At 63.5% G+C, this 23,457-nt stretch carries 25 protein-coding genes and 1 tRNA gene; 9 read left to right on the top strand and 17 right to left on the bottom strand.

What is annotated here, in order from left to right:
* Positions 1 to 39: 39 nt before the first annotated feature.
* Together hutI and HV786_RS09145 are read left to right on the top strand one after the other, a co-directional pair.
* Positions 40 to 1,251, top strand: a complete 1,212-nt coding sequence (gene hutI, locus HV786_RS09140; protein ID WP_175210572.1) for an imidazolonepropionase — start codon at positions 40 to 42, stop codon at positions 1,249 to 1,251.
* Positions 1,252 to 1,318: 67 nt separating this feature from the next.
* The gene (locus HV786_RS09145) at positions 1,319 to 2,269 is read left to right on the top strand and encodes an NAD(P)H-dependent flavin oxidoreductase (RefSeq protein WP_175210580.1); all 951 of its coding nucleotides are present in this window, start codon (positions 1,319 to 1,321) and stop codon (positions 2,267 to 2,269) included.
* 28 nt (positions 2,270 to 2,297) lie between these two features.
* Here the strand turns inward: HV786_RS09145 and HV786_RS09150 are convergent, their stop codons facing one another.
* From HV786_RS09150 to HV786_RS09180, 7 genes are all read right to left on the bottom strand, one after another.
* Positions 2,298 to 3,269 (bottom strand): Bug family tripartite tricarboxylate transporter substrate binding protein, encoded by a 972-nt coding sequence (locus HV786_RS09150; protein ID WP_128829176.1) that lies wholly within the window; start codon positions 3,267 to 3,269, stop codon positions 2,298 to 2,300.
* Positions 3,270 to 3,310: 41 nt separating this feature from the next.
* Positions 3,311 to 4,507 carry a CaiB/BaiF CoA transferase family protein gene (locus tag HV786_RS09155; protein WP_175210582.1) on the bottom strand — a complete coding sequence of 399 codons (1,197 nt, stop codon included), beginning with the start codon at positions 4,505 to 4,507 and terminating at the stop codon, positions 3,311 to 3,313.
* Positions 4,504 to 5,238, bottom strand: coding sequence for an enoyl-CoA hydratase/isomerase family protein (locus HV786_RS09160; RefSeq protein WP_128829175.1), 735 nt, complete (start codon positions 5,236 to 5,238; stop codon positions 4,504 to 4,506). Before HV786_RS09160 ends, HV786_RS09155 begins: the two co-directional genes overlap by 4 nt.
* A 73-nt stretch (positions 5,239 to 5,311) precedes the next feature.
* The gene (locus HV786_RS09165; protein WP_128829174.1) at positions 5,312 to 5,839 is read right to left on the bottom strand and encodes a MarR family winged helix-turn-helix transcriptional regulator; all 528 of its coding nucleotides are present in this window, start codon (positions 5,837 to 5,839) and stop codon (positions 5,312 to 5,314) included.
* A gap of 52 nt (positions 5,840 to 5,891) precedes the next feature.
* Entirely contained in the window at positions 5,892 to 6,827 is a 936-nt protein-coding gene (locus HV786_RS09170; RefSeq protein ID WP_128829173.1) for a hydroxymethylglutaryl-CoA lyase, read from the bottom strand.
* The gene (locus tag HV786_RS09175; RefSeq protein WP_128829172.1) at positions 6,824 to 8,443 is read right to left on the bottom strand and encodes an AMP-binding protein; all 1,620 of its coding nucleotides are present in this window, start codon (positions 8,441 to 8,443) and stop codon (positions 6,824 to 6,826) included. The genes HV786_RS09170 and HV786_RS09175 overlap by 4 nt, the downstream gene beginning before the upstream one ends.
* Entirely contained in the window at positions 8,440 to 9,201 is a 762-nt protein-coding gene (locus HV786_RS09180) for an enoyl-CoA hydratase/isomerase family protein (RefSeq protein WP_128829171.1), read from the bottom strand. The genes HV786_RS09175 and HV786_RS09180 overlap by 4 nt, the downstream gene beginning before the upstream one ends.
* 1,006 nt (positions 9,202 to 10,207) lie before the next feature.
* On the opposite strand from HV786_RS09180, the gene HV786_RS09185 reads away from it, so the two are divergent.
* Complete coding sequence (locus tag HV786_RS09185; RefSeq protein ID WP_128829170.1) at positions 10,208 to 10,885, top strand: hypothetical protein; 678 nt, start codon at positions 10,208 to 10,210, stop codon at positions 10,883 to 10,885.
* A 54-nt stretch (positions 10,886 to 10,939) separates the two neighbouring features.
* Here the strand turns inward: HV786_RS09185 and HV786_RS09190 are convergent, their stop codons facing one another.
* From HV786_RS09190 to HV786_RS09200, 3 genes are all read right to left on the bottom strand, one after another.
* Positions 10,940 to 12,067: a hypothetical protein gene (locus HV786_RS09190; RefSeq protein WP_128829169.1), complete on the bottom strand. Its 1,128-nt coding sequence runs from the start codon at positions 12,065 to 12,067 to the stop codon at positions 10,940 to 10,942.
* A 2-nt stretch (positions 12,068 to 12,069) separates the two neighbouring features.
* A complete protein-coding gene (locus tag HV786_RS09195) occupies positions 12,070 to 12,573 on the bottom strand; it encodes a DUF4365 domain-containing protein (RefSeq protein WP_128829168.1) in 504 nt (167 codons plus the stop codon).
* A gap of 144 nt (positions 12,574 to 12,717) precedes the next feature.
* Positions 12,718 to 13,137: a hypothetical protein gene (locus tag HV786_RS09200; RefSeq protein ID WP_128829167.1), complete on the bottom strand. Its 420-nt coding sequence runs from the start codon at positions 13,135 to 13,137 to the stop codon at positions 12,718 to 12,720.
* 467 nt (positions 13,138 to 13,604) lie between these two features.
* Between HV786_RS09200 and HV786_RS27445 the strand changes: the two genes are divergently transcribed.
* The 4 genes from HV786_RS27445 (at position 13,605) to HV786_RS09215 (ending at position 14,958) form a co-directional block, all read left to right on the top strand.
* Complete coding sequence (locus HV786_RS27445) at positions 13,605 to 13,730, top strand: hypothetical protein (RefSeq protein ID WP_256387878.1); 126 nt, start codon at positions 13,605 to 13,607, stop codon at positions 13,728 to 13,730.
* 37 nt (positions 13,731 to 13,767) lie between these two features.
* Positions 13,768 to 13,971 (top strand): hypothetical protein, encoded by a 204-nt coding sequence (locus tag HV786_RS09205; RefSeq protein ID WP_128829166.1) that lies wholly within the window; start codon positions 13,768 to 13,770, stop codon positions 13,969 to 13,971.
* A gap of 160 nt (positions 13,972 to 14,131) precedes the next feature.
* The gene (locus HV786_RS09210) at positions 14,132 to 14,338 is read left to right on the top strand and encodes a hypothetical protein (RefSeq protein ID WP_128829165.1); all 207 of its coding nucleotides are present in this window, start codon (positions 14,132 to 14,134) and stop codon (positions 14,336 to 14,338) included.
* Positions 14,335 to 14,958, top strand: coding sequence for a hypothetical protein (locus HV786_RS09215; protein ID WP_128829164.1), 624 nt, complete (start codon positions 14,335 to 14,337; stop codon positions 14,956 to 14,958). Before HV786_RS09210 ends, HV786_RS09215 begins: the two co-directional genes overlap by 4 nt.
* An 86-nt stretch (positions 14,959 to 15,044) precedes the next feature.
* On the opposite strand, the gene HV786_RS09220 is transcribed toward HV786_RS09215, so the two are convergent.
* The 7 genes from HV786_RS09220 to HV786_RS09250 form a co-directional block, all read right to left on the bottom strand.
* A tRNA-Arg gene (locus HV786_RS09220) sits at positions 15,045 to 15,121 on the bottom strand.
* An 86-nt stretch (positions 15,122 to 15,207) separates the two neighbouring features.
* A complete protein-coding gene (locus tag HV786_RS09225; protein WP_056323144.1) occupies positions 15,208 to 15,792 on the bottom strand; it encodes a helix-turn-helix domain-containing protein in 585 nt (194 codons plus the stop codon).
* A 57-nt stretch (positions 15,793 to 15,849) separates the two neighbouring features.
* The gene (locus tag HV786_RS09230; protein ID WP_175210584.1) at positions 15,850 to 17,142 is read right to left on the bottom strand and encodes an NAD(P)/FAD-dependent oxidoreductase; all 1,293 of its coding nucleotides are present in this window, start codon (positions 17,140 to 17,142) and stop codon (positions 15,850 to 15,852) included.
* A 9-nt stretch (positions 17,143 to 17,151) separates the two neighbouring features.
* The gene (locus HV786_RS09235) at positions 17,152 to 17,841 is read right to left on the bottom strand and encodes an amino acid ABC transporter permease (RefSeq protein WP_128829163.1); all 690 of its coding nucleotides are present in this window, start codon (positions 17,839 to 17,841) and stop codon (positions 17,152 to 17,154) included.
* 2 nt (positions 17,842 to 17,843) lie between these two features.
* The gene (locus HV786_RS09240; RefSeq protein WP_056323141.1) at positions 17,844 to 18,536 is read right to left on the bottom strand and encodes an amino acid ABC transporter permease; all 693 of its coding nucleotides are present in this window, start codon (positions 18,534 to 18,536) and stop codon (positions 17,844 to 17,846) included.
* An 18-nt stretch (positions 18,537 to 18,554) separates the two neighbouring features.
* On the bottom strand, positions 18,555 to 19,346 hold the full coding sequence (locus HV786_RS09245; RefSeq protein WP_062842199.1) for an ABC transporter substrate-binding protein: 792 nt from the start codon (positions 19,344 to 19,346) through the stop codon (positions 18,555 to 18,557).
* Positions 19,347 to 19,432: 86 nt separating this feature from the next.
* Complete coding sequence (locus tag HV786_RS09250) at positions 19,433 to 20,182, bottom strand: amino acid ABC transporter ATP-binding protein (RefSeq protein ID WP_056323137.1); 750 nt, start codon at positions 20,180 to 20,182, stop codon at positions 19,433 to 19,435.
* A 145-nt stretch (positions 20,183 to 20,327) separates the two neighbouring features.
* On the opposite strand from HV786_RS09250, the gene amaB reads away from it, so the two are divergent.
* Positions 20,328 to 21,830 (top strand): L-piperidine-6-carboxylate dehydrogenase, encoded by a 1,503-nt coding sequence (gene amaB, locus HV786_RS09255; RefSeq protein WP_175210586.1) that lies wholly within the window; start codon positions 20,328 to 20,330, stop codon positions 21,828 to 21,830.
* A gap of 202 nt (positions 21,831 to 22,032) precedes the next feature.
* On the top strand, positions 22,033 to 23,319 hold the full coding sequence (locus HV786_RS09260) for a phospholipase A (protein ID WP_175210589.1): 1,287 nt from the start codon (positions 22,033 to 22,035) through the stop codon (positions 23,317 to 23,319).
* The last annotated feature ends 138 nt before the right edge of the window (positions 23,320 to 23,457 follow it).

Here is a 23,457-nt window from a genome sequence, read left to right on the forward strand (position 1 = left end):
ATGCTTCCGGCCGCCGGCGACAGTTCGAAGGAGAAGTGCATGAGACAAGTCTGGCGGCACTGCCACGCGGCCACGATGGCGGGTGGCGCGTATTCCATCATCGAACACGCGGCCATCGTGACCCGCGCCGATCGCATCGAATGGATCGGTCCCGAAGCCGAATTGCCAAACGTCGACGCCGCGCACGTGCATGACCTGGGCGGCGCGTGGGTCACGCCGGGCCTCATCGACTGCCACACTCACCTGGTGTTCGGCGGCGACCGCAGCCGGGAGTTCGAGCAACGCCTGCAAGGCGTCGACTACGCCACCATCGCCGCCCAGGGCGGCGGCATCGCCAGCACCGTACGCGCCACGCGCGCGGCCACCGAAGACGAGCTCTACGCCAGCGCCCGCCGCCGCGCCCGGCAACTGCTGCGCGATGGCGTCACCACGCTGGAGATCAAATCCGGCTACGGGCTCGATCTGGAAAACGAACGCAAGATGCTGCGCGTGGCCCGGCGCCTGGGCCAGACGCTGCCCCTGACCGTGCTGGCAACCTGTCTGGCCGCACACGCGCTGCCGCCCGAGTTCCAAGGCCGCGCGGACGACTACATCGACGACGTTGCAGCGCGTATGCTGCCCGCCCTGGCGGCCGAGGGCCTGGTCGATGCCGTCGACGCCTTCTGCGAACATCTGGCGTTCACGCCCGCTCAGGTGGAGCGCGTGTTTCAGGCCGCGGCACGGCTGAACCTGCCCGTCAAGCTGCATGCCGAGCAACTGTCTTCGCTGCACGGCGCAAGCCTGGCGGCGCGCCATGGGGCGCTGTCAGCGGATCATCTGGAGTACCTGACCGAATCGGATGCGCGGGCGATGGCCAAAGCGGGTACGGTGGCGGTGCTGTTGCCTGGGGCCTTTTACGCTCTGCGCGAGACACAACTGCCGCCGCTGGATCTGCTGCGCCAACACGGCGTACCCATCGCCATTTCGACGGATCTGAATCCCGGGACGTCGCCCGTGCTGTCGCTGCGCCTGATGCTGAGCATGGCGTGCACGTTATTCCGGATGACGCCGGAGGAGGCGCTGGCTGGCGTGACGGCGAATGGTGCCCGGGCGTTGGGCTTGTCAGCGACGCGCGGGATGCTGGAGGCGGGCAAGATGGCGGATTTTGTCGCTTGGGATATTGCGCATCCGGCAGAGTTGGCTTACTGGGTGGGCGGGGATTTGGCCAAGCGCGTGGTTCGGCATGGGGCGACGGTGAATTTGACGGGTTGACGTTGCGATTTAGTTGATTAACTCAACGACTTGTCCGAGAATGGTTGCTTTCGGACGAGACGCCATCATGACCTTGCAAACCCCGCTGACCCACCTTCTGGGTATCCGATACCCCATCATTCAAGCCGGCATGAGCTGGGCGTCTTCCAACGCGGAACTGGCTGCCGCCGTGTCGGCCGCCGGCGGCCTGGGCGTGGTGGCATCCGGCCCGATGTACCCGGAGGCGTTGCAAGCTGCGCTGCGCAAGCTGCGCACCCTGACCGACGCGCCCTACGCGGTCAACATTCCGCTGTACAACAAGCGCGCGCGCGAACACCTGGACATCGCCATCGCCGAAGGCGCACCGGTCATCATTGCCTCGCAAGGCGGCCCGCGAGAGCATCTGGCCCGCGTGCACGATGCCGGGATGAAATGGCTGCAGGTCATTGCCAGCCCCATCCACGCCGAGAAAGCCCAAGCGGCTGGCGTGGATGGCGTGATCGCGGTGGGCCTGGAAGCGGGCGGGCACCCTGGCCCGGACGAGATCACCACACAGGTGCTGCTGCGTGCAACGGTGCAGCGCGTGGACCTGCCGGTCGTCGCCGCAGGCGGCATCGCGGACGGCGCCGGAATCGCCGCGGCGCTGTGCCTGGGCGCGGCTGGCGCGCAACTGGGAACGCGCTTCCTGCTGACGCCCGAGGCGAGCGTACACGCCGATTACAAAGCGGCCGTGATGGCCGCCGGCATCAGCGACACCACCTTGGTCGGCCGCGGCCGCTCTCCGGTACGCATGCTGCGCAACGCTTTTGCCCAGCAGTACCTGGACGCCGAACGCACCAGCAGCGACGAAGCACTGGACGGCTTGTTCGCGCAAAGCACGTTGAAGCAGGCCGCGCTGGAAGGCAATATCGACCTGGGCAAGGTCGAAGCCGGTCAAAGCGCGGGACTGATCGGCGACTTGGTGCCGGCCGCCGAGTTGATGCAGCGCCTGGTTCAAGAGACGCTGGTTGCGATACGGCGGCTTAGCGCGCTGGGGTGAAGCGCAAGTCCGCCGCCCCGCGCGCGCCCTATTTCTTCGTCAGGCCAGCACTGTCCACCAGCTTGCGCATCGCAAGCTGGTCTTTCTCCACGTATTGAGTGGCTTCCTGCGGCGTCAGGGTCCAGAGCTCCACACCCTGGGCGTCCATCAGCTTGCGATACTCCGGCGACTGGTTCACGGCCTGCACGGCCTTGTTCAATTTCTCAAGCACCGCTTGCGGCGTGCCCTTGGGCGCGGCCAGGCTGTACCACGACGCCGACTCGGCGCCGTTCACCCCTGCTTCAGCCAAGGTAGGCACATCGGGAAACAGCGCCGAACGCTTGGGGTTGGCATACGCCAGGGCCTTCAGTTTTCCGCTGCGGATGAACTGCACGCTGGCCGCCAGGTTCAGGACCGCCATATCTACCTGCCCGCCCACCAGATCATTGATGGCCGGCGCGGCGCCGCTATAGGGAATGTGCATGATGTCGACCTTGGCCTGCTGACGGAACAGCTCGCCGCCCAGATGCGGAGAACTGCCGGGACCGGCCGACGCGTAGTTGATCTTGCCCGGTTCCTTGCGCGCCAGCGCGATCAGCTCCGGCAAGGTGGACACCGGCAAGGACGAACGCACGACCAGCATATTGGGCTGGTTGGCCACGATGGTCACAAAGGCGAAATCCTTGATGCCGTCGTAAGCCGTCCGCTGCATCAAAGGCGTCACGACATGCGCGGCAGACGTCCCCAGCAGCAGGGTATAGCCATCCGGCTTGGCCCGCGCCACGAAATTTGCGCCGATCGCCGCCCCGCCCCCGGCCTTGTTCTCCACGATGACCGGCTTTCCCAACTGTTTTTCCAACTCGCGCGCCAGCGCGCGTCCCAGCACATCGGCCGGGCCGCCGGCGGCATAAGGATTGACCAGCGTGATCGGCTGGGCTGGGTAGGCGTCCGCCGCCAGGCTCGCACCGCTGCAAATCATGCTGACAGCCAGGCCGCACAGCAATCGCTTCAAGGTCTTCATCGTTGTCTCCTGATCCTCATCGGGATGCTTTTTTTGTATTGCTAAATGGCGCCAAGCTGCCTTAACGCCGTGATTTCCTCGGCCGACAGCCCCAGCCTTGCGCGCAATACCTCGTCGGTATGCTCGCCCAGCAATGGTGGACGTTCGACCTGCGGATCTTCATAGCCCTCGAACTTGAAGGGCACCGGCACCGCGCCAAAGCGGCCGATGCGGGGATGGTCATAGCTCGAGACCATGCCGCGCGCGCGGACATGCTCGTTATTCAGGATTTCGCCGACATCCAGAATCGGCCCGGCCGGCACGCCTGCGGCATCGCAACGGCGGCAAAGCTCGTCGCGATCCAGCCGGGCCACGGCAGCCTGCAAACCGGCCATGACTTCCTCCCGGCGGGCTACCCGCACGGCATTGCGCGCCAATTCGGCATCCGCGCCCCAATGAAGCAGATCCAGAAGGTCGCACAGCGGCTTCCAGTGTTGATCACTGCCGGTGATCTGCACCCATTTGCCATCGCGGCATTCAAATGCCGCCGACGGCACCCGGCCAGGATGTTCCGTGCCCATGCGCGGCGGCACCTCTCCCAAGGCGAAATAGCGCGCCGCCGCCAGCGACAACAGACCCACCTGCCCGTCCAGCATCGAGAAATCGATATGGCACCCGCGCCCGCTACGCTCGCGGCCGACAAGGGCGGACAAGATGCCAATCGCCGCCCACAGGCCCGAGGTCAGGTCGGCCACCGGCAATCCCGGCTTCACCGGTCCGCCATCGCGCTCGCCGGTCAGACTCATGATCCCGCCCATCGCCTGGAACACCGTGTCATAGCCCTTGCGCGGGGCGTACGGCCCGGTCATCCCAAAGCCGGTGCAAGAGAAATAGATCAAGTCCGGGTTTCCCGGCGCGATGTGCGCCTTGTCCAGGCCATAACGCGCCAAGGTGCCCACCGGAAAATTCTCGACCACCACATCGGCATCCTGCGCCAACCGGCGTATCACCTCCTGGCCCTCGGGCTTGCGGAAATTGACGGTGATCGATTGCTTGCTGCGGTTGAAGGCCAGGTAATAGGCCGACTCGTCCCCGTCCTCGCCGTGCACCTTGGGTTCGAATCCGCGTGTCTCGTCGCCGCCATCGGGCTGCTCGACCTTGATCACCGTGGCGCCCAATTCGGCCAGGATCATCGACGCAAAAGGGCAAGCCAGCACCCGCGACAAATCCAGGATGGTGATGCCATCAAGCGGCTTCATCGCGACGCCCCCTGACGAAAACCGCGCATGATGACGTTGGCATCGCGGCCCACCCCCAGCGCGTCTTCCAGCCCCAGGTCCGCACACCGATGGAACGCGCGCTTGGTCAGGCCCATGGCCGCCGCTTCCCACCCGGCAAGACGCTCGGCAAAGGCCAGCGCCTGCGGCATGACGTCGGCGGCAGGCACGGCCCGGTTGGCCAACCCCAACGCCACCGCCCGATGGCCTTCGATGGGCTCGGCCATGGCCACCAGCTCGAAGGCCTGCTTGCGGCCCAGCTGCCTTACCAGATTGGCCATCACCACGGCTGCCACGATGCCGTGACGCAGTTCGGGATAGCCAAAGCGCGTGTCCTCGGCCATCACCACCATGTCGCACGCCAGCGCAAGTCCTGCGCCGCCGCCCAGCGCATTGCCATGCACGGCGGCAATGACAGGCTTGCACATGCGCGAGAAGACCAGATGCAGATCGGTGGTCAGGCTGGCGCGCGCCAGCACGGCCTCGGGATGCTCGGGCGTCAGCGCCGAGAACTCCGTCGTATCCGCGCCCGCGCAAAAGGACTTGCCATTGCCGGTCAACACGATGGCGCGCACCGCCGGATCCTGATCGGCTTCGCGCAGGGAGGCCAGCAACCCGGCGGTCAAGGCGGTGTTGAGCGCATTGTGCTTCTCCGGGCGATTCAGCCGAAGCAGACGCACCGCGCCTTGGTTCTCGACAATCAATTCAGCCATGGTTTTGCCTCTATTTAATTGACTTAATCAACTTTATGAATAAAAGAAAGCCTGTCTTGGACAGGCAATCGTCTCAGCGCGGCTGGACGCCGCGGCCGCGGCGGGCCGGCACTTCGGCCTTCAAGTCATTGAGCATGTCCAGCATGTGCGTCGTCATCTTTTCCAGGGCACGTTCCAGTACTTCGCGCTCGTCTTCGCTCAGCACGGCCAGCATCTCCTCGTTACGCTCAACGGCAGCGGGAAACATCTCTTGATAGAGCTTTTTTCCAGCGCGCGTCAGGTCCAGGTTGACCCCGCGCGCATCCTGGGCATCCGCGCAGCGCTCGATCAGGCCGCGGTCGATCAGGTCGGACACCGTGCGGCTCGCCTGGCTTTTGTCGATGTTGGCTTCCCGAGCCAGTGCGTTCAAGGACATATTGGGCGCGGCGCCCAACAAGGCCAGGATCCGCCACTCACGCGGGCCCACGCCATAGCGGCTTTCGTTCAGGCCCGCCGCAATGCGGCTGGACACATAGGCCAGCCGGTTCAAGCGATAGGAAAACAGCTCCTTGAGCGCGGCGGGCGCGGTTCGGCCCGTGGAAAGCTTGTTTCGAGTTGCCATGGAGTTCTCTTGGAGCGGTTGCGGTGACGAGGGCATGATATACAAACGCCGCTCAAGCGCCCGCGCGGATCAGCGGATTAAAGCCGCTGTCGGCCACGCGGCTGTGCAGGTCGCGCCCCAGCACCGCGCGGCAGCGCTGTGACACGACAGCCAGCGCGTCCAGGTCCAGGCCCGTACGCACCCCCATGGATTCAAACAGATTGACCAGGTCTTCGGTCGCCACATTGCCGGTATGGCCCCCGCCATACTTCACCTTTGCCGGATGCCCCCCCACGCCGCCCACGGCGCAATCGAACCAGCGTACGCCGGCGTCCAGCGCCGCCACGTAATTCACCAGACCGGTTGCGCGGGTGTCATGAAAATGGGCCACCAGCGTGAGCTGCGGGAATTCGCGTTGCAGGGCGCCATACAACTGGCGCACGGTTTGCGGCGTGGCCATGCCGGTGGTGTCGCCCAGCGTGACGATGTTCACCCCCAGCGCGGCGTAACGCTCGGCGTCGCGCAGCACGCTATCCGCCGAAACCGCGCCTTCGAAGGGGCATCCGAACGCCACCGAGATCGTGCCGATCATGCGAAATCGGCCCCTGGCCAACGCGGCCATGCCGGCGATGTTGTCCCATTGATCCGCGCGGCTGCGCTTCAGGTTGCGCTCGGAATGCGACTCGCTGGCAGATACCAGCAAGCTGATCTCGTTGGCGCCCTGCCCCTGCTCCAGATCGGCCAGCGCCCGCTGCACCGCGCGCTCATTGGCGCAGGTCGCCTTGTACCAGACGCCGTCACGTCGCGGCAGCGCGGCCAGCATCTCGCTGGCATCCGCAAACTGCGGCACCACCTTCGGATTGGAATACGAGGTTGCCTCCACCCGCTCGAAGCCCAGCGCCGCAAACGCGTCGACCAATTCGGTCTTGACGCCGGTCGCAATGAAATCCGGCTCGTGCTGCAGGCCATCGCGGGCAAAACACTCGCACAGCACCACGTCGCGCGTCATGGCTTTTCTCCCAGACCGAACAGACTGACCGCGTGGGCGCGCAACTTGTTCTTCTGCACCTTGGAGCTCCCGGTCATGCCGATGTTCTCAAAGGTATCGACGATTTCCAGATAGCGCGGCACCTTGAAATTGGCGCAACGGCTCTTGCACCAGGCGATGAGCTCGGCGGTCTCGGCCTGCTGGTCTTCACGTAGCAGTACAAAGGCGGCCGGCACTTCGCCCAGCCGCGCGTCGGGCACGCCCACCACCTGCGCCATGCGCACGGCGGGATGACCATGCAGGACCTCTTCAACCTCGGCGGGCGCCACGTTTTCGCCACCGACCCGGAACATGTCCTTCAAGCGGCCCACCATGCGCAAGCGGCCCTCGGCATCCATTTCTCCCAGGTCGCCGGTGCTAAGCCAACCATCCGCGCTCAGTGCGCGAGCGGTTGCCTCGGGCATCTTGTAATAGCCCTTCATCACGCTCCAGCCACGCGCCTGGATCTCGCCTTGCCCGCCAGGCGCCACCACCGCGCCGGTGGCCGGATCGACCAAACGGATTTCCATGCCGGGATGCGGCAGGGCCCAGCCCTGCGCGCGCAGCGAAAACGCATCGTCCCAGGCCGACATGACGATATTGGGCGAGGCCTCCGATTGCCCATAGGCGTTGCACACCGAGGGCACGCCCATGACATCGCGGATCTTCTGCATCACCTCGGGACCCGCCGCGGCCCAGCCGCCTCGCAAATGGATCCGCTGCCGGTCGAAATCGGGGTGCCCCATCAGCATCAGGAAGATGGTGTCGTTGCCCGACGTCAGCGTGCAGCGCTCCTCGTCCAGCATGCGCAAGGCGTCGCCCACTTCAAATCGCGGCAAGGTCAGCAGGCAGCATCCCGTCACCAGACTCACCAGAATGGACAGCGTGGTGCCCGCCACGTGGAAGTAAGGCCGGATACTGAAATAGCGATCTTCCGGCCGCACGCCCATGCGCTGCGCCACCGCCACGGCGTTGCCCAGCATATTGGCATGGCTGAGCATGACGCCCTTCGGAAAGGACGTCGTGCCCGACGTGTATTGAATCAGCAGCACATCGTCGCTGCTGACGGCGCGCACCGCGGCATCAAAGCCGGCGGCATCCGCACGGGTTGCGCCTTCGATGAAGTCTGCCCAGGCGGTCGTGCCCGGCAGACTGCGATCACCCAGCACCACCACTTTCTCCAGCCTCGGCAGCGCCGCGCCTGGCAGGCGTTCAGCCAGGGCTGGCTCCACCGTTTGCAGCAGATCCAGGAAGTCGATGCCCAGAAACGTATCGGCCGTCAGCAACAGCTTGACGTCTGCCTGTTGCAGGCAGAACGCCAGTTCTTCCGTCTTGAACCGCGTATTGACCGGCACCGTCACCGCGCCTATCAGGGCGCACGCGTAAAACAGCTGCAGCCAGTCGCCGCCATTGCCGAGAAAGATGCCGACATGGTCGCCTCGGCGCACACCGGCCGCATACAGCGCCTGCGCGCGCAGCCGCGCCCCGGCGGCCAGTTCATCCCAGCTGAAACGTTCGCCCGGGGCGACAAAGGCCTCTTGCTGGCCTCGCGCCGCCACCGTCTGCGCCAATACGGCCGCCAGCGTCATCGTCTTCATGCCTGCGGCTCCTTGCCAAAGCCGGCAATCGCACCTTGCCAATCCGTGCCGCGCAGGTTTTCCTCGATAGCCAGCAGTTCGATGGCCATCGCGCCTTCGCGCGTCGTGGCAAGCCCCTGGTCGATGCTGCGTTTGGTCAGCCGCATCGTCAGCGGCTGGGCCCGGGACATGGCAGCCGCCATCGCCAGCGCTTCCCGGTGCAGCGCATCGGGCGCATACACATGGTTGACCAGCCCGATCTCGCGCGCCTCGGCGGCGTCGAACCGGCGGCCGGTAAACAACAGCTCCTTGGCCTTGCGAGCGCCGGCAATACGCGGCAAACGCTGCGTCGCGCCCACCGTTCCCCAACCCACTTCTGGGTAGCAGAACACGGCCTCGCTGGAGGCCAACACAAAGTCGCAGGCGCCCGCGATCTCGCAACCCGAACCAAACGCCGGACCGTGGACTACCGCCACCACAGGCTGCGGCAGACGTTCAATGGCGGCATAGGCGGCAAAACCCTGAACGCGGCGCGCCGTCATCTCCTGGCTGTTCATGGTCTTGCGCTCCTTGAGGTCAGCGCCCGCGCAAAAGGCCGGACCGTTGCCCATGATCAGCGCCACATGCACGCCGGGATCGGCAGCAATCGCCTCCATGACATGCACCAGCTCCGCGCACATCTGCGAGCTGAGCGCGTTACGACTCTCGGGCCGGTTCAACGTCACCGTGGCGACATGGTCCTGCACGTCAAACAGAATCGTGTGATAAGTCCGGGTCATGCCTGCTCCTGATCGGTCGGTTGCTGTGACCGCAAGAAACCGCGGCCACGGAGCGACTATAGGCTTATTAGTTGATTTAATCCACTATATTTTTGTGCGGCGGCGGTGTTGGGTTGGGCTGACAATGAGACGTCGATAGAGGGGACGGGTCGAGTCGAATCGTTCGCGGGGTCGGGCGGAGATCAAACATGGCTGAGCAGGGCCAAGGCACGCGAAAGCCGCTTGAACAGGCACGGCGGGCGTGGGAGGTCACTTCACGGTATCTGTCGAGATATGCCAGTGGGAGTCTGTCGGCTCGATGGCCATTACCCGCTCCGCGATTAGCGGCGTCGTCAGAGGCGCTTATATTCTGATGATTGCCTCGTTGACGACTCACACAACAGCCAAACAGCTGATTTAACTGGGCCATTCTGGCGCGGCAGGAGGGGCTCGAACCCCCGACCCCGGGCTTAGAAGGCCCGTAGGAAACCAATCTAACGCCTTGATTTCACGCGCGTCTTTGTAATCTGCGTTAGAACAAATCCCTGTTATGGGCTACGCTTATATGCAGCTTTGCAGCCATCAGTTCTAACGCTATATGTCCTACTTCACCCCCTTATCCGAGCGCCCCGGAGGCTGGCGGAACTGAGGGCGGTCAAGGCCCTTATGATGATCGGCACTCGGCCATCAAAACGGAGGGAGCATGGCGCTAGTTGTTTTGGAATACCTGAAGCTGTTTCTGTCTTGGCCAGTCGTGGTCGGACTGATTGCGGTTCTATGCCTCTGCATGTTCAAGCAAGAGGTGAAAAGCCTGATGCTGCGACTCGCCTCGATAAAGCTAAAGACGTCGATCAGTTCTTCGATGAAGCGTACGAGTCCTTCGAGCATGGCATTGCTCCAGGGTTTGTGGGCTCGTGGGCCAGGAAACGACGGTTACGGAAGCCCCGAGCAAGGGGCGCGCAAAAGCGCTGTTGAATTGCGTAGATGAATCGCTCTAATTAGAATCCGGGCACTTGGAGGACGAGCGATGAACAGAAGGCTGACCCGGCTCGGGATTGCAATTACAGTGGCCTATCTGGTTTCCGCTGCCTGGCTGGGTTGGGGGCAATGGAATCAGTTTGCGGACATCAAGCCGAACGAGCTGGGGGACTTCCTTGCTGGCGTGGTTGGGCCGTTAGCGCTTCTCTGGCTGATTCTTGGCTATTTTCAGCAAGGGGAGGAACTCAAGCAGAGCACTAGAGCTCTACAGCTCCAGGCCGAAGAGTTACGCAATTCCGTAGCGCAGCAGCAGCTGTTAGTGGCGGTCAGCCGCGAACGAGTGGCAGCTCAGCTAAAGACACTCGAGGGCGAGCAGGAACGGTACCGGATTGCAAACCGGCCCTTTTTGGAATTGCGTAAGCGAATGTCTGTTGGTAACGGACAAGTGCTGACGCAGAGCTTTGATTTGGTGAATCTGGGGGCCGACGCATTCCAACTAGAAATGTCTGTGACGCCCGTTCTAGAAGGGCTGTCCCCGCTGATGCAGTCAACCCTACGCCGAGATGCGTCTCTGGGATTTTCGGTCGCGCTAGATTACTCAACGTCAGGACAGTTTGTTTTGCTTGCGAAGTGTGTGGACGCCATTGGAAATGTCGTCGACACGGAGTTCTTAATAGTAGTGACGGCCGGTCTGGACGGGCCGAAGGTTCAAGTCCGCGGCACATAGTTCGGTAATGTGGCGAAAAAACTTGAGTTCGTTCTCCAGCTACTCGGGACATGCTCAAAGCAGGTCGGGTTGGTCTAGCACGGCAAAACTGTGTGGGCGCAATAGGCGAGCGCTACGGCTTAGGATATGAACATCCCCGCTGACACGTACGTATGTTTGTTCGTCATGGGCCCGCACGGCATTGTGATAGTCGTCGCCTTCAAGGTCCACCTTCACGAGTCTGTCTACGTCGTCGACCCTGCATTGTATGGTTGCCGTTCCAAGCTTTTCGCCCTGCGGTCTGCTCAGATTTTTGACGAACCCTGTGAGTGTGCGATTCTCAAGAATGTAGTCGTCTTTGTAGTAGGACGCCGCTTTGGTAAGAATACCTAACTGGGCGGGATCGAACTTAAACGTCCGGGGCTCAGTTTCGAAGAGGAGTCCCATCTGAGCAGCAACTTTGATCTCAAAGCTGCGGTTCCGATTTGTTCCGCTAAGACCCAAAAGGGCGTCGCACATGTTGGCACTTGCGCCGCCCAGAATCGCGTCGTCGAACACGCGCAAATTCTGCTTGTCATCAAACTCGAAGCTCGCCGTTTCAAGTGCGTCGAGTGCGGAGATCAGACTTTGTGTGACTGCCTGAGCAAGCGGGACCGGGTCGGCCGTTTGATCATTGACCGACGGCTCTTCAATCACAGGCGCAATCACGTTGACCACATAGCTGCCGATCTCCGTCTGTCCCAAGAGCAGACCATCAATGTACGCCCGAGCATCCGCTGCGATCTTACCCGTGAACTGCTTTCGCTTGGCGCGAAGGGCGAGCGCAGCAGAAAGCAGTAGTTCCTTCGCGTTCTGGATCAGAAGGACCCCATCATTGATGGGAATAGTTCCGTCTCGCGTGTCGGGGTGAATCACGCGCACGCTGACTACATTTGCAAAAATGCGCCCGATGTCCTCTTCGACGTGGCGAATGGTTCGGTTTTCAGCCGCCGCAATAGATGCGATGGCTTCTCTAAGGCGTTGATCGTGATCCTTAGCGATAGGGGACGGAAGTACGACCTCGGCATCTGGATCGTTTTGTCGATGCCAAATTGTAGCGACGCCTCTAATCTTGCCGTCCTCAAACCATTGCTTAAGTTCTAGGTAAGTCCGCAGTTGTGCCGCCGTGACACGTATGGCGCGGAAATCCGCGTTGGCGCTCATGGTCACAATGACTCTCCCGCGCTCGCGCGTTGCAGCATTTCTGTAAGAGTGTCATGAGTAAGGCGCTGAGCCAACGGGATAGACACCGTCACCGTAGCTTCATTGTTAGTCGGTCCGGCGTCTCGAAGTGACAGCCAGTAGCAGGAATGATAAAGCGCCAAATGACTATCGTTGTGAGCGATCCAGTCGTCGATGTTGTCGGGCACCAGCATTACAGCGAGGTAGCGCGGCGCCACTACATCATCCCCGCGCAGGTCGTTGTAGTTCTTAACTGGGAGCGGGTACCTAATGGTGTCGTCGACAATCAGATCCCGAGCAGAGCACTTCAACTGCAGCTGAATTATTGGACTACGCAGCCGCCCAGGGCCGAAGTGCCCTTGAGCCTGGAAGGTCACATCGATGCTGTCGTTATCCACGCGGAAATCGCCCCGGTTTACACCGGCGCGCGCTGCGAGGGCGCAGATGTACGCATAGTTAAATTCCTCTTTCTGCCGCTGCGGATCCATTGCATCGCCGTGTCTTCAGTAGAGGATGCAATGTTACATAATTGAAACAACCTTGGCATCTGTATGTTCATACAGTACACGGAGGCGTTTGTTTAGGTAACTTCGGCAGCAACATCAGCGAGTAGCCGTACACCGAGGTCGGACCTATGGTCGTCCCACAAGCTGCTGTCCCGCATACTGTCGGTACATAAAAGAGATCAAGAGCCCAACAAGAACCGAGCACACAAAGAGCAGTACGCGAAACGCCAAGAACGCATTACTCGCCCACAAGTCAGGGTTAAACAGCGCGGAGACGCCTGCGTCTATCTTCCCGACCAGATAGCCCGAAGCGAACACGCTGAAGGCTCTGGCGTAACCGGCAAAACGAGACTCTTCGTTCGCGGAATACGGGGTAATTACGACCCCAATGCCCCATCCCAGTACCATCCCCGTAATGGCAACCAAGACATTCAGCGTGCGCGGATCAACTACCGTTGCGGTAGTGAACGACAGATAAATAAGACTGACGCCGAACAAGACCGCGATAGTGGTGGCGGCAGATAGTTTGGTGATGCCGAAAGCCATATTGGTCTCCTTCATCTAGACGCCCAACCTCGCACGATCTGCGGCGCTTTCTCACTTACCGCAGGATCTCTGTGCGAAAGCACAGTACCACCTACTTCCCTTCGCACACCATCAGTTTTTCCGACTCTTCTTGCCGAGGTAGCATGAGACAGCTTCGGAGAGCGGACCGGCGCCGCAACATCCCCGGCGCTTAGAGTGACTTTCAGGATCTACCCGGGCTACCGGCCCGCTCTCCGAAGCTGAAGGACCAGAAGAGGGGCTGGAAAAGCCGCGCCCTATCCTGCGGCAACAACCCGGCCAGGTGTATGCGACTCGCTGGCAGACGAGTGATAAAGCAAATTGCCTCCGCGCCTTTAGGGTTGGGCTTGGCAAGCCGCGGATAGGCCTACGGTACGGTCAGAAGCCAACTGACGCCGGAATACGTTACCGGCACTCCCACACAGCCGCGCGCCTCAGCGCAGATTCCCATGACCTTAACTGAAACCCTCGCCTGGGGCCTGCGCCTGCTCGCGTTCGCGCGGCTGGTGCTGGCGCCCCTCGGCGACCACCTCTCCCGCCGCCACGCCGCGGCAGATCCCTGGAACCCGACATGAACACCATCAGCGCAAGCGCGCCCCCGGTGCGCCCCCGGTGTGCCACCGTCCTCCCATCACCATCAAGCAAGTAGCCCGCAGGCTTGGCGACCTCATAGCGCCCCGTGACCACGCGGGCAAGGGCAACTGGAACGACGACGCGGATATCCCGCTGTGGGCATGGCCGGCCAGCCTGGCGCTGGCCGCGTTCTTTTTCTTCTTCCCGCAGATCATGGGCTGGCTGCTGCGGGCGATCGTATGAACGGGATCGACTTCATTTTGAGGGATCGCACCGGCTGGACGCCCCCGGTCCCGCTGCCGCGTCGGCGCCTGCGCTGGGCAGACCCCAAACAGGAAGCCATGCGCCCCGAGGAACTGGCGTTCATCAAGGACGCCAAGGGTCGCCTCCCCTCCGTAATCTCTTGGGCGCAGCCCTGGGCACGCTCGAAACGTCGCACCCCGCCCCCAGTGGTCAGCCGGATCTGAGCAAGCACCACGCGTTTGAATTCGGCCGCGTCGACACCGATGGGCGCTTCAGCGTAGTGATCGAACATGGCTACCAAAGCCCGGAAACCGTCATCGCGCGGCTCTACCAGTGGATCGGCTGCACGGAGGCGAAGACTCCGTGACGCTCCTGATGTACGAAGCCCACAAGGCGCTGTCCAAGCTGCGCGCCCATGTAGCCGATGAGCGGGCGGCGCTGTCGCAATACGATTATCAAGCCCTGTTCGACGCCATCGGGAAGGCCGTCAAGGTTCATCCAAATTTGGCCATCGAAATTTCGGTACAAGCATTCCGCGCTGCCCTGGCGAGCGCCCCTGTACCCGACGTGCCGCAAGACACAGGCATCCCAGAAGCTGACCGGCTGATAGGTCGCCTCATGTCATCCGATCCTGACTTTGACGACTGCGCGCGGCCGCGGCGCGGCTCATCCGAGACCTGGCAAGCGCCCCTGTGGCCGGCGAAGCGGTCCGAAAGGTTGTGCTGTTCGGCGCGGCATGGCTGGGCGTCGAGTTGGAAGGACGCGCAACTGGCGTGGATTAGGACGCTTGACGAAGGCGTAACGGAGCCGACCCTGACGGAACATGCGCTCTACTTCAGCCTGCAGGATGTGCGCCCCGCAGCGATCACGACAAAGATCCAAAACCGTGACCACGATGCGTATGATTTCGCCGCTCATGCGAACCCGGCGACAACACACAAACACTACGACAGACGGTTGGTGAAGAAGGCCTCTGCGACAGAGTGAAGTTCTAACGCAAGCATTTTTATTCTAATGATTGCTTTCTTAACGAACTTCAAGGACACGCAATGGCTTGATTTTCCTAGCCATTCTGGCGCGGCAGGAGGGGCTCGAACCCCCGACCTCAGGCTTAGAAGGCCCGTGCTCTATCCAGCTGAGCTACTGCCGCGCGGTGTGAAGACGCCCGGAACCTGTCCGGGCCGCGCATTTTACCCTGTTGCGGAAAAAAGTTTGCCGCCTCTAGCCGGGCTCCCCCTACTCCTCGCCAATGTCCGTATGCGTGGACACCCACAGCACGATCGCATCCTCCGGGCTCAGGCTGATCACCCGGTGCCCCATGCGGCTGTCTATATAGAAGCTCTCCCCCGCCTTTAACCGCGCGGGTTCATAGAACTCGGTATAGAGCTGCACCTCTCCCTCCAGCACATAGACAAATTCCTCTCCCCCATGGCGGCTCCAGTCCTGGAACTCGTCGAAGGAGCGGGCCTTGACGCGCGTGTGGAATGGCATCATGCGCTTGTGGGACAGCGCGGTGCACAGCAGGCGGTGGTCGTAATACGGGGTTTCGTATTGGCGGCCTTCGCCCTGGCGGCTGAGGCTGCGGCGGCCGGTGCCCATGTGGGCGTCGGACGCGGTGAAGAGTTCGGCGACGTCCAGGTCCAGGCCGGCGGCGATCTTGATCAGGTTGTCATAGGTGGGGGACAGCAGGCTGTTCTCGATCTTTGACAGGGTCGACGCGGACACGCCGGTGGCCTCGGCCGCCTGCTTCAGGGTCCACGCGCGCGCCTGGCGCAAGGCTCGCAGCCGTTGTGCCAATGCGCTCTGTTTGTTGCCTTGCATTCTCTACACCCTGTCATGCCCGCAGTAGTCGGGCCTGAATAATCAGGCCCGCAATAATCAGCCCCGCGATTGACGTTCACGCCACCAATCGCGCGCCTGGTAAGACCAATAAGTCAGTTGAACCGCCGCCGTGCCCAGGCTCCCGCCATTCCAGGCCAGCCCGAACGGTTCGAAGAGCTTGTAGCGCTGCGTGTCGCCGGTGATCCCCTCGGCCACGACGCGTCCGCCTATGGAGGTGGTGTTCATGCCGTGGCCGCCGAACGCCGTGCAATACCAGACGCCGGGGCCCAGCAGGCCGATCTGCGGCATCAGGTGCCGCGCGTAGGCCATGCGTCCCGACCACGCCGCCTCCACGCGCACCCCCTGCAATTGCGGGTAGACGCCAAGCAATTCGCGGCGCAGGGACTCAGCCAGATCGGGCGGGTCGTCGACACGGGTGGTGATTCTACTGCCCCAGCCGATGCGGCCGCCATCGAGGACGCGGTAATAGTTGCCGGCGCGCCGGTCGTCGCCGATGGCGGCGGTGCTGCGGATGGCTTCACGGACGCGGTCGCCGAGCGGTTCGGTCAGCATGATGTAGGTGGCGATGGGCAGCATGGCGCGCCGCAAGGCGGGCACGACGTCGCCGGTGTAGCCGCCGGTGGCCAGCACGACGGTGGCAGCATCGACCTGCCCTTGTTCAGTCTTCAGGTGCTTGACCGCGCCGTCGAGCGTGGCGTGCACGACCGGCGAGTCTTCATGGATGCGCACGCCCAGCCGGACGCACTCACGGGCCAGCGCGCGCGCATAGTTCAGCGGATGGAAGTGAAAGGACGACGGGTCTTCGATGCCCTGGAAGTAGACGTCCGACACCAGCCGCTCGCGGACCTCGCTGCGCGAGAGCAGCCGCACGTCGCGCCCGAAGTCGCGCTGCTGGCTGTCGCACCACTGGCGCAGCGCGTCGGTCGCCTCGTAGCGCACGACGCGCAGGCGACCGTCCACCTTGTGGGCGTCGGCAATGCGCAGATCGCGGATGTTGTTGCGGATGATCTCGACGCCTTCCATCGACAGCCGGTAAAGCTGGCGGTAGTGGTCTTCGTCGACGTGTTTGCGGATGGCATCGGCGCCGGCCGAAAAAGCCGGCGACACCGAGCCGCCGTTGCGGCCCGAAGCGCCCCAGGCGATGCGCCGCGCTTCCAGCAGGGTGACGTTGCGGCCGCGCCGGGCCAGTTCCAGCGCGGTGGACAGGCCCGCCAGGCCCGCCCCGATCACGCAGACGTCGGCGCTGGCCGGGCCCGCCAGCGGCGGATAGTAGGTTTCGCTGTCGGCGAGCGTGCGCTTGTAGTAGGTATCGATGTACTCGGAGACCATGGTGTCCGCTCAGTGCAGGCCCGCGCCTTGCAGGCCCCCGGTCAGGCGCTTTTCCAGCCAGTTGGCCAGGCGCAGGAGCGGGTAGCAGTAGATGAAGTAGATGGCGGCGATCATGCCGTAGATGAACAGCGACTTCGCCGGGAACGTGATGATGAAGACTTCGCCCTGGCGGGTCAGCTCTGTGATGCCGACGACCGACAGGATGGCGGTGCTTTTGATCAGCATGACGTAGACGCCGCTCATGGGTTGCACGATCAGGCGCATGGCCTGCGGCAGGATGACCAGCCACAGGATCTGCAGCGGTCGCAGTCCCAGCGTCATCGCGCCTTCGGCCTGGCCCCGCGGCACGGCCTGGATGGCGCCCATGACAATTTCCGCCACGTAGCAGGACGTGTAGACCGACAGCGCCACGAAGGCGGCCGTGCCGGAATCCCAGTGCAGCATCTCAATGCCGGAGCTGGGCAGCACGAAGTAGAAAATGTAGAGCTGCACCAGGAATGGCGTGCCGCGCAGGATGTGGATGTAGAGACCCAGGATCTGATGCACGCCGCGAATGCGGTAGCTGCGGATCACGCCGATGACAAAGCCCAGCAGCGACCCCGCGATGATGGCCACGAAGGAGATCTTCAGCGTTTCCCAAAAGCCCTTGAGCAGAAAGGGCAAGACGACGCCGGCGGTGGAGAGATAGGATTCCAGCATGGTTACCTCGCGTTCCAGGCCGGGCCGGCCAGCCACAGGCTCACGCCCTTGGACAGCAGCAGCATGACGCAGTAGATCAGCAGATAGCCTGCGGCGATGGTCAGGAAGGCTTCGTTGGGCACGATGCGTTCGCTGTTCATCTGCACGCCGGCGGCCACCAGCTCAAACACCGTGATCAGCGACAGCAGCGAGGTGTCTTTGATCAGCACGGCGGTCTGGCCCAGCAGCGGCGGCAGCGTATTGGCGAAGGCTTGGGGCAGCACCACGTAGCGCAGGCGCTGGTGGTAGTTCATGCCGCAGGCCTTGGCCCCTTCGATCTGGCCGCGCGGCACGGACTCGATGCCGACGCGGATGATTTCGCTCATGTAGGCCGCGTGGTGCACGGTCATGGCGATGATGCCCAGCACCATCTCGCTCCAGCCCTTGGCGCCGGGCACCAGGTACGGCACCGCGTAATAGACCAGGTAGATCTGCACGAGCAGCGGCGTGGAGCGCACGAATTGCACATAGGCCGCCACCGGGCGCCACACCGCGCCGCGGGACGACATATGGGCAAGCGCCAGCGGCACCCCGGCCAGCACCGACAGCACGAGGCTTGCGCCCGCGGCGATCAGCGTATTGGCCAGGCCTTCGGCGAATTGGCCCGTGTACTGGCTGACGATGCGCCAGTTATAGAAATCGATCAGCCAGTCCATGGGCGGTCCCGTCTCCGATCAGTGGTCTTTCTTCCAATCGGTCGAGTACCAGTACTGCACCAGCTCCGGCAGCGAGTTGTCGGCGGTCTTCAGCGTCTGCCAGTTGTCCAGCCAGAACTTCAGGCGGAATGCGTTGGGGCCGACGGCGAATGCCAGCGGCTCGCGCACCATGACGCCTTCCAGCACGCGCAGGTTGCCGAAGTCCACGAGGAACTGGTTGGCGGTGGACAGCGACATGATCCCCGCGTCCAACCGGCCGCTGGACAGCGCCTGGCCGACCGGGGCGCTGCCGCCCGAGAACTCCTTCAGCGTGGCCGAGGGCAGCATCTTCTTGCCGACTTCGGCATAGGTGCTGGCGCCCAGCGCGCCGACGGTGACGCCGGACTTGTTCAGTTCGGCGAAGTTCTTGTACGGGGAATCCTTGGGCACCACGGCGACCGTGTCGGCGTAGAACATGGGCAGCGAGAACAGCACCTGCGCGGCGCGCTGCGGCGTGGGCGTCATGTCCGCGGCCACCATGTCGGCCTTGCCCGACAGCAGCGCGGGCAACAGGCCCTTCCATTCATAATCCTGCAGCACCAGCTTCACGCCCAGGTCGTCCGCCATGCGCTTGGCCACTTCCACAGCCAGCCCCGTGCGCTTGCCGGACTTGTCCATGAAGCTCATGAGCGGCCCGGAAGTCTGCACCGCCACGCGCAATTCACCGCGCTTGATGATGTCGGAAAGTTCGTCCGCCTGTGCCGGCAGGGCCACGGTGGCGGCCGCCAGGGCGACGCTGGCCACGCCCAGCCATTGTTTGATCTTCAGCATTTCTAACCCCTTTGGTGATTGGACCCATATCGTTCCGGGCAAGGCACATCGCGCCGGCAGCGCCCGGATAAGCCGGACCGGCGGGACTACAGAATCTTTTCCAGGAAAGCGCGGGTGCGCGCCTCTTTGGGGTGGCCGAACACTTCGTCCGGCGTGCCCATCTCCACGATGCGGCCGGCATCCATGAAGAGCGCGCGGTCGCCCACGTCGCGGGCGAACCCCATTTCGTGCGTCACGACCGCCATCGTCATGCCGTCGCGCGCCAAGGCCCGCATCAATTCAAGAATGCCGCCCACCGTCTCGGGATCAAGCGCCGACGTGGCTTCGTCGAACAGCATCAGTTGCGGGTCCATCGCCAGCGCGCGCGCAATGGCCACACGCTGCTGCTGGCCCCCGGAGAGCTGGCTGGGATAGCGATCGCCAAATTCCGCCATACCGACGCGGCCCAGGAGCTCGCGGGCGTAGCGCTCGGCGTCGGCGCGGCTGCGCCCGCGCACCACGCGCTGGGGTAGCGCCACGTTGTCGAGCGCAGTACGGTGCTGGAACAGGTTGAAGTGCTGGAACACCATGCCCACATCGGTGCGCCAGCGGTTGACGTCAGTGGCCGGGTCCGTGAGCGACACGCCGTTCACGCGGATGCTGCCGCTGTCGATGCTTTCCAGGCCGTTCAAGGTGCGCAGCAAGGTGCTCTTGCCCGAGCCGGACGGCCCCACCACCACCATCACCTCGCCGCGTTCGAGCTGGCAATCGATGCCGTCCAACGCCAGATGCGGGGGATGCCCGTCACGCTGATAGGTCTTTCTGACTGCCTGAACGACGAGCAACGGTTCGGCCACGAATTCACCTTCAGGTGCAGGGCACCTCAAAAATATTTCGCATTTCACGTCATAGTTTCGTATAGTAAATTTTTTTCCAGAATCGCCACTTAGGCATAACCCTTAAGCGAAGACGCTGACTTCGCAAGGCATCGAAGGAACCGGCATGGACACTCCTCAAGACATCCTGCGCAATCTCGGACTCAGTTCCAGTGCGCTCACCGGCGGCACCCTGATCGCCCGCAGCCCGATCGACGGCGCCGAGCTGGCGCAGGTACATGAGCACACGGTGGCCCAGGCCCACGCCGCCATCACCCGCGCCCGCCAAGCCAGCCTGGCATGGCGCGACGTCCCCGCCCCCCGCCGCGGCGAGCTGATCCGCCTGTTCGGTGAAACCCTGCGCCAGCACAAGCAGGAACTCGGCCGCCTGGTCAGCCTGGAAGCCGGCAAGATCGTCGCCGAGGGCGAAGGCGAAGTGCAGGAAATGATCGACATCTGCGACTTCGCCGTCGGCCTGTCGCGCCAGCTCTACGGCCTGACCATCGCCTCGGAGCGTCCCGGCCACCGCATGATGGAAACGTGGCATCCGCTGGGCGTCGTCGGCGTCATCAGCGCCTTCAACTTCCCCGTCGCCGTCTGGTCCTGGAACGCCGCGCTGGCGCTGGTTTGCGGCAACGCCGTCGTCTGGAAGCCGTCGGAAAAGACGCCGCTCACGGCCCTCGCCTGCCAGGCCCTCTTCGCGCAAGCCGTGCAACGCTTTGGCGACGCCCCCGCCGGCCTGTCCGAAGTCCTGATCGGCGGCCGCGAAGTCGGCGAAGCCTTGGTCGACTCGCACACCGTCGCGCTGGTGTCCGCCACCGGCTCCACCCGCATGGGCCGCCAGGTCGGGCCCCGGGTCGCGCAGCGCTTCGGCCGCGTCCTGCTGGAACTGGGCGGCAACAACGCCATCATCGTCGGCCCCACCGCCGACCTGGACATGGCCGCGCGCGGCATCGTCTTCGGCGCCATCGGCACCGCCGGCCAGCGCTGCACCACCACGCGCCGCCTGATCGTCCACGAAAGCATCGCCGACGAACTGGTCCAGCGCCTGCACAAGGCCTATGCCAGCGCCCCCATCGGCAACCCGCTCGACAGCGGCAACCTTGTCGGCCCCCTGATCGACCGCGCCTCCTTCGACGCCATGCAGGCCGCCCTGACCGCCGCACGCGAACAAGGCGGCAAGGTCACCGGCGGTGAACGCGTGCTGGCCGACCAATACCCCGACGCCTGGTACGTGCGCCCTGCCATCGCCGAAATGCCCGGCCAGACCGACGTCGTCTGCCATGAAACCTTCGCGCCCATCCTCTACGTGATGCGCTACAAGGACTTCAACGACGCGCTCGCCATGCAGAACGGCGTGCCGCAAGGCCTGTCGTCCGCCATCTTCACCAACGACCTGCGCGAAGCCGAGACCTTCCTGTCGGCCGCTGGCTCCGACTGCGGCATCGCCAACGTCAACATCGGCACCTCCGGCGCCGAAATCGGCGGCGCCTTCGGCGGCGAAAAGGAAACCGGCGGCGGCCGCGAGTCCGGTTCCGACGCCTGGCGCAACTACATGCGCCGCGCCACCAACACCATCAACTACTCGCGCAACCTGCCGCTGGCCCAAGGCATCAAATTCGGCGAATAACCGTCGATCACCGCGCCGCAAGGCCTGCCGGATCCGCCGCGCAGTGCCTTCGCGCAACACCTTTCTCCAAACCCCGCGCATTGTCGACAATGCGCGGGGTTTTCGCATTGCTTACAGCCCATACAACCAATTAGCCTGACTTACAAACTGTTGCCGGGGACGGTGCTACATTGCCTCATCACAAAAACCATACACGTCCTCAATGACCTCCAGCCGTCCCTTTCATCGCTCTCCCACTTCCCGCCTCGTCGCCGCCATCCTGGCCCTGGGCGCGGCCGGCTCCGCCGCGGCAGGCGTGTCTTACCGGCTGGACCGCCCCTCCGCGGCGCCCGGCGAAACCGTCACCATCGAGGCCGTGTTCTTCAACGAAGGGGGCTCGCGCGTGGACTGGCAGGCCCCGCCTGAACTCGTCCTCCAGTGGCGCAGCCCCAACGGCCAGATCGTGCGCAGCCTGGCCAAACTGAAAAGCGGCCGCGACAACTACAGCGTGCCCGTCAACAACTTCGCCCGCATGTCCTGGACCGCCGAAGTGCCCGCCACCGCGCGCGGCCTGCAAGCCGTCTCCATCGAAGGCCAACCGTCCATGATGGCGCTGGACGCCACTGGGCGCGACAGCGGCACCCTGGCCACCACGCCCGCCCAAACCCCCGTCGTCGACGCCCGCAGCGGCCAACCCGTCCCGCCCGCCGCCGTCGCCGCGGCAGGCGCCTCGCCCGAAGCCGGCCCCGCCCCCGCCGCCGCCGTCGAACAGACCGTCGAACAGGCCGCCTTCGACAAATTCCGCAGCGCCTTCTCGGCCTACAAGCCCGTCTACTTCGCCGTCGGCACCCGCGGCCTGACCACAGCCCGCTTCCAGATCAGCGCCAAATACCGCCTCATCAGCCCGCGCGGCAGCGCAGACACCTGGCACGACGACTTCTACCTGGGCTACACCCAGACCTCGCTCTGGGACCTGGAAAGCGACTCCAAGCCCTTCATCGACACCACCTTCAACCCCAGCGTCTTCTGGCTCTCCGACGACGTTTGGAAATCCGAAAACCAGAACTGGCGCATCGGCATGAACGTCGGCGTCGAACATGCCTCCAACGGCAAGGACGGCGAAGACTCGCGCTCCCTGAACGACGGCTACATCGAACCGCGCTTCCACTATCGCTTTGACGGCGGCAGCACCCTCACCTTCGCCCCCAAGGTCAAGGCCTACTTCGCCGTCGCCAACGAAAACAGCGACTACTCCGCCTACGCCGGCCACGTCGACTGGCAACTGCGCTGGGCCCAGGACAACGGCGCGGTCGTCACCGCCATGTACCGCCAGGGCGACCAACGCCGCCGCACCACCCAGCTGGACTTCGCCTGGCCGCTGCAACGCACGTTCCTGAACTGGAACGGCTACCTGCACCTGCAGTACTTCAACGGCTACGGCGAAACGCTGCTGGGCTACAACCAGCGCAACGAAAGCCAGTTCCGAGTGGGGCTGTCTCTGATTCCGTAAGCCCGCAACGCGGCACGGAATCGTTGAATGAAAATCGCCGGCTTGAATGCCGGCGATTTGCTTTGGGCGCACTTAAGGCGCCTACCCCCGTTGGCGCGACGGTGTCAGACACCCGGGAGAGAGGGTCGTCAACCCGTG

The organism is Achromobacter mucicolens, assembly GCF_902859725.1.
In the GTDB taxonomy this organism is placed as follows: Bacteria; Pseudomonadota; Gammaproteobacteria; order Burkholderiales; family Burkholderiaceae_B; genus Achromobacter; species Achromobacter mucicolens.

Bases quoted from the DNA above. Each gene is read 5' to 3' on its own strand.
- hutI (WP_175210572.1), top strand. From the start codon at position 40: ATGAGACAAGTCTGGCGGCACTGCCACGCGGCCACGATGGCGGGTGGC.
- HV786_RS09145 (WP_175210580.1), top strand. From the start codon at position 1,319: ATGACCTTGCAAACCCCGCTGACCCACCTTCTGGGTATCCGATACCCC.
- HV786_RS09150 (WP_128829176.1), bottom strand. From the start codon at position 3,269: ATGAAGACCTTGAAGCGATTGCTGTGCGGCCTGGCTGTCAGCATGATT.
- HV786_RS09155 (WP_175210582.1), bottom strand. From the start codon at position 4,507: ATGAAGCCGCTTGATGGCATCACCATCCTGGATTTGTCGCGGGTGCTG.
- HV786_RS09160 (WP_128829175.1), bottom strand. From the start codon at position 5,238: ATGGCTGAATTGATTGTCGAGAACCAAGGCGCGGTGCGTCTGCTTCGG.
- HV786_RS09165 (WP_128829174.1), bottom strand. From the start codon at position 5,839: ATGGCAACTCGAAACAAGCTTTCCACGGGCCGAACCGCGCCCGCCGCG.
- HV786_RS09170 (WP_128829173.1), bottom strand. From the start codon at position 6,827: ATGACGCGCGACGTGGTGCTGTGCGAGTGTTTTGCCCGCGATGGCCTG.
- HV786_RS09175 (WP_128829172.1), bottom strand. From the start codon at position 8,443: ATGAAGACGATGACGCTGGCGGCCGTATTGGCGCAGACGGTGGCGGCG.
- HV786_RS09180 (WP_128829171.1), bottom strand. From the start codon at position 9,201: ATGACCCGGACTTATCACACGATTCTGTTTGACGTGCAGGACCATGTC.
- HV786_RS09185 (WP_128829170.1), top strand. From the start codon at position 10,208: ATGAACAGAAGGCTGACCCGGCTCGGGATTGCAATTACAGTGGCCTAT.
- HV786_RS09190 (WP_128829169.1), bottom strand. From the start codon at position 12,067: ATGAGCGCCAACGCGGATTTCCGCGCCATACGTGTCACGGCGGCACAA.
- HV786_RS09195 (WP_128829168.1), bottom strand. From the start codon at position 12,573: ATGGATCCGCAGCGGCAGAAAGAGGAATTTAACTATGCGTACATCTGC.
- HV786_RS09200 (WP_128829167.1), bottom strand. From the start codon at position 13,137: ATGGCTTTCGGCATCACCAAACTATCTGCCGCCACCACTATCGCGGTC.
- HV786_RS27445 (WP_256387878.1), top strand. From the start codon at position 13,605: ATGACCTTAACTGAAACCCTCGCCTGGGGCCTGCGCCTGCTCGCGTTC.
- HV786_RS09225 (WP_056323144.1), bottom strand. From the start codon at position 15,792: ATGCAAGGCAACAAACAGAGCGCATTGGCACAACGGCTGCGAGCCTTG.
- HV786_RS09230 (WP_175210584.1), bottom strand. From the start codon at position 17,142: ATGGTCTCCGAGTACATCGATACCTACTACAAGCGCACGCTCGCCGAC.
- HV786_RS09235 (WP_128829163.1), bottom strand. From the start codon at position 17,841: ATGCTGGAATCCTATCTCTCCACCGCCGGCGTCGTCTTGCCCTTTCTG.
- HV786_RS09240 (WP_056323141.1), bottom strand. From the start codon at position 18,536: ATGGACTGGCTGATCGATTTCTATAACTGGCGCATCGTCAGCCAGTAC.
- HV786_RS09245 (WP_062842199.1), bottom strand. From the start codon at position 19,346: ATGCTGAAGATCAAACAATGGCTGGGCGTGGCCAGCGTCGCCCTGGCG.
- amaB (WP_175210586.1), top strand. From the start codon at position 20,328: ATGGACACTCCTCAAGACATCCTGCGCAATCTCGGACTCAGTTCCAGT.
- HV786_RS09260 (WP_175210589.1), top strand. From the start codon at position 22,033: ATGACCTCCAGCCGTCCCTTTCATCGCTCTCCCACTTCCCGCCTCGTC.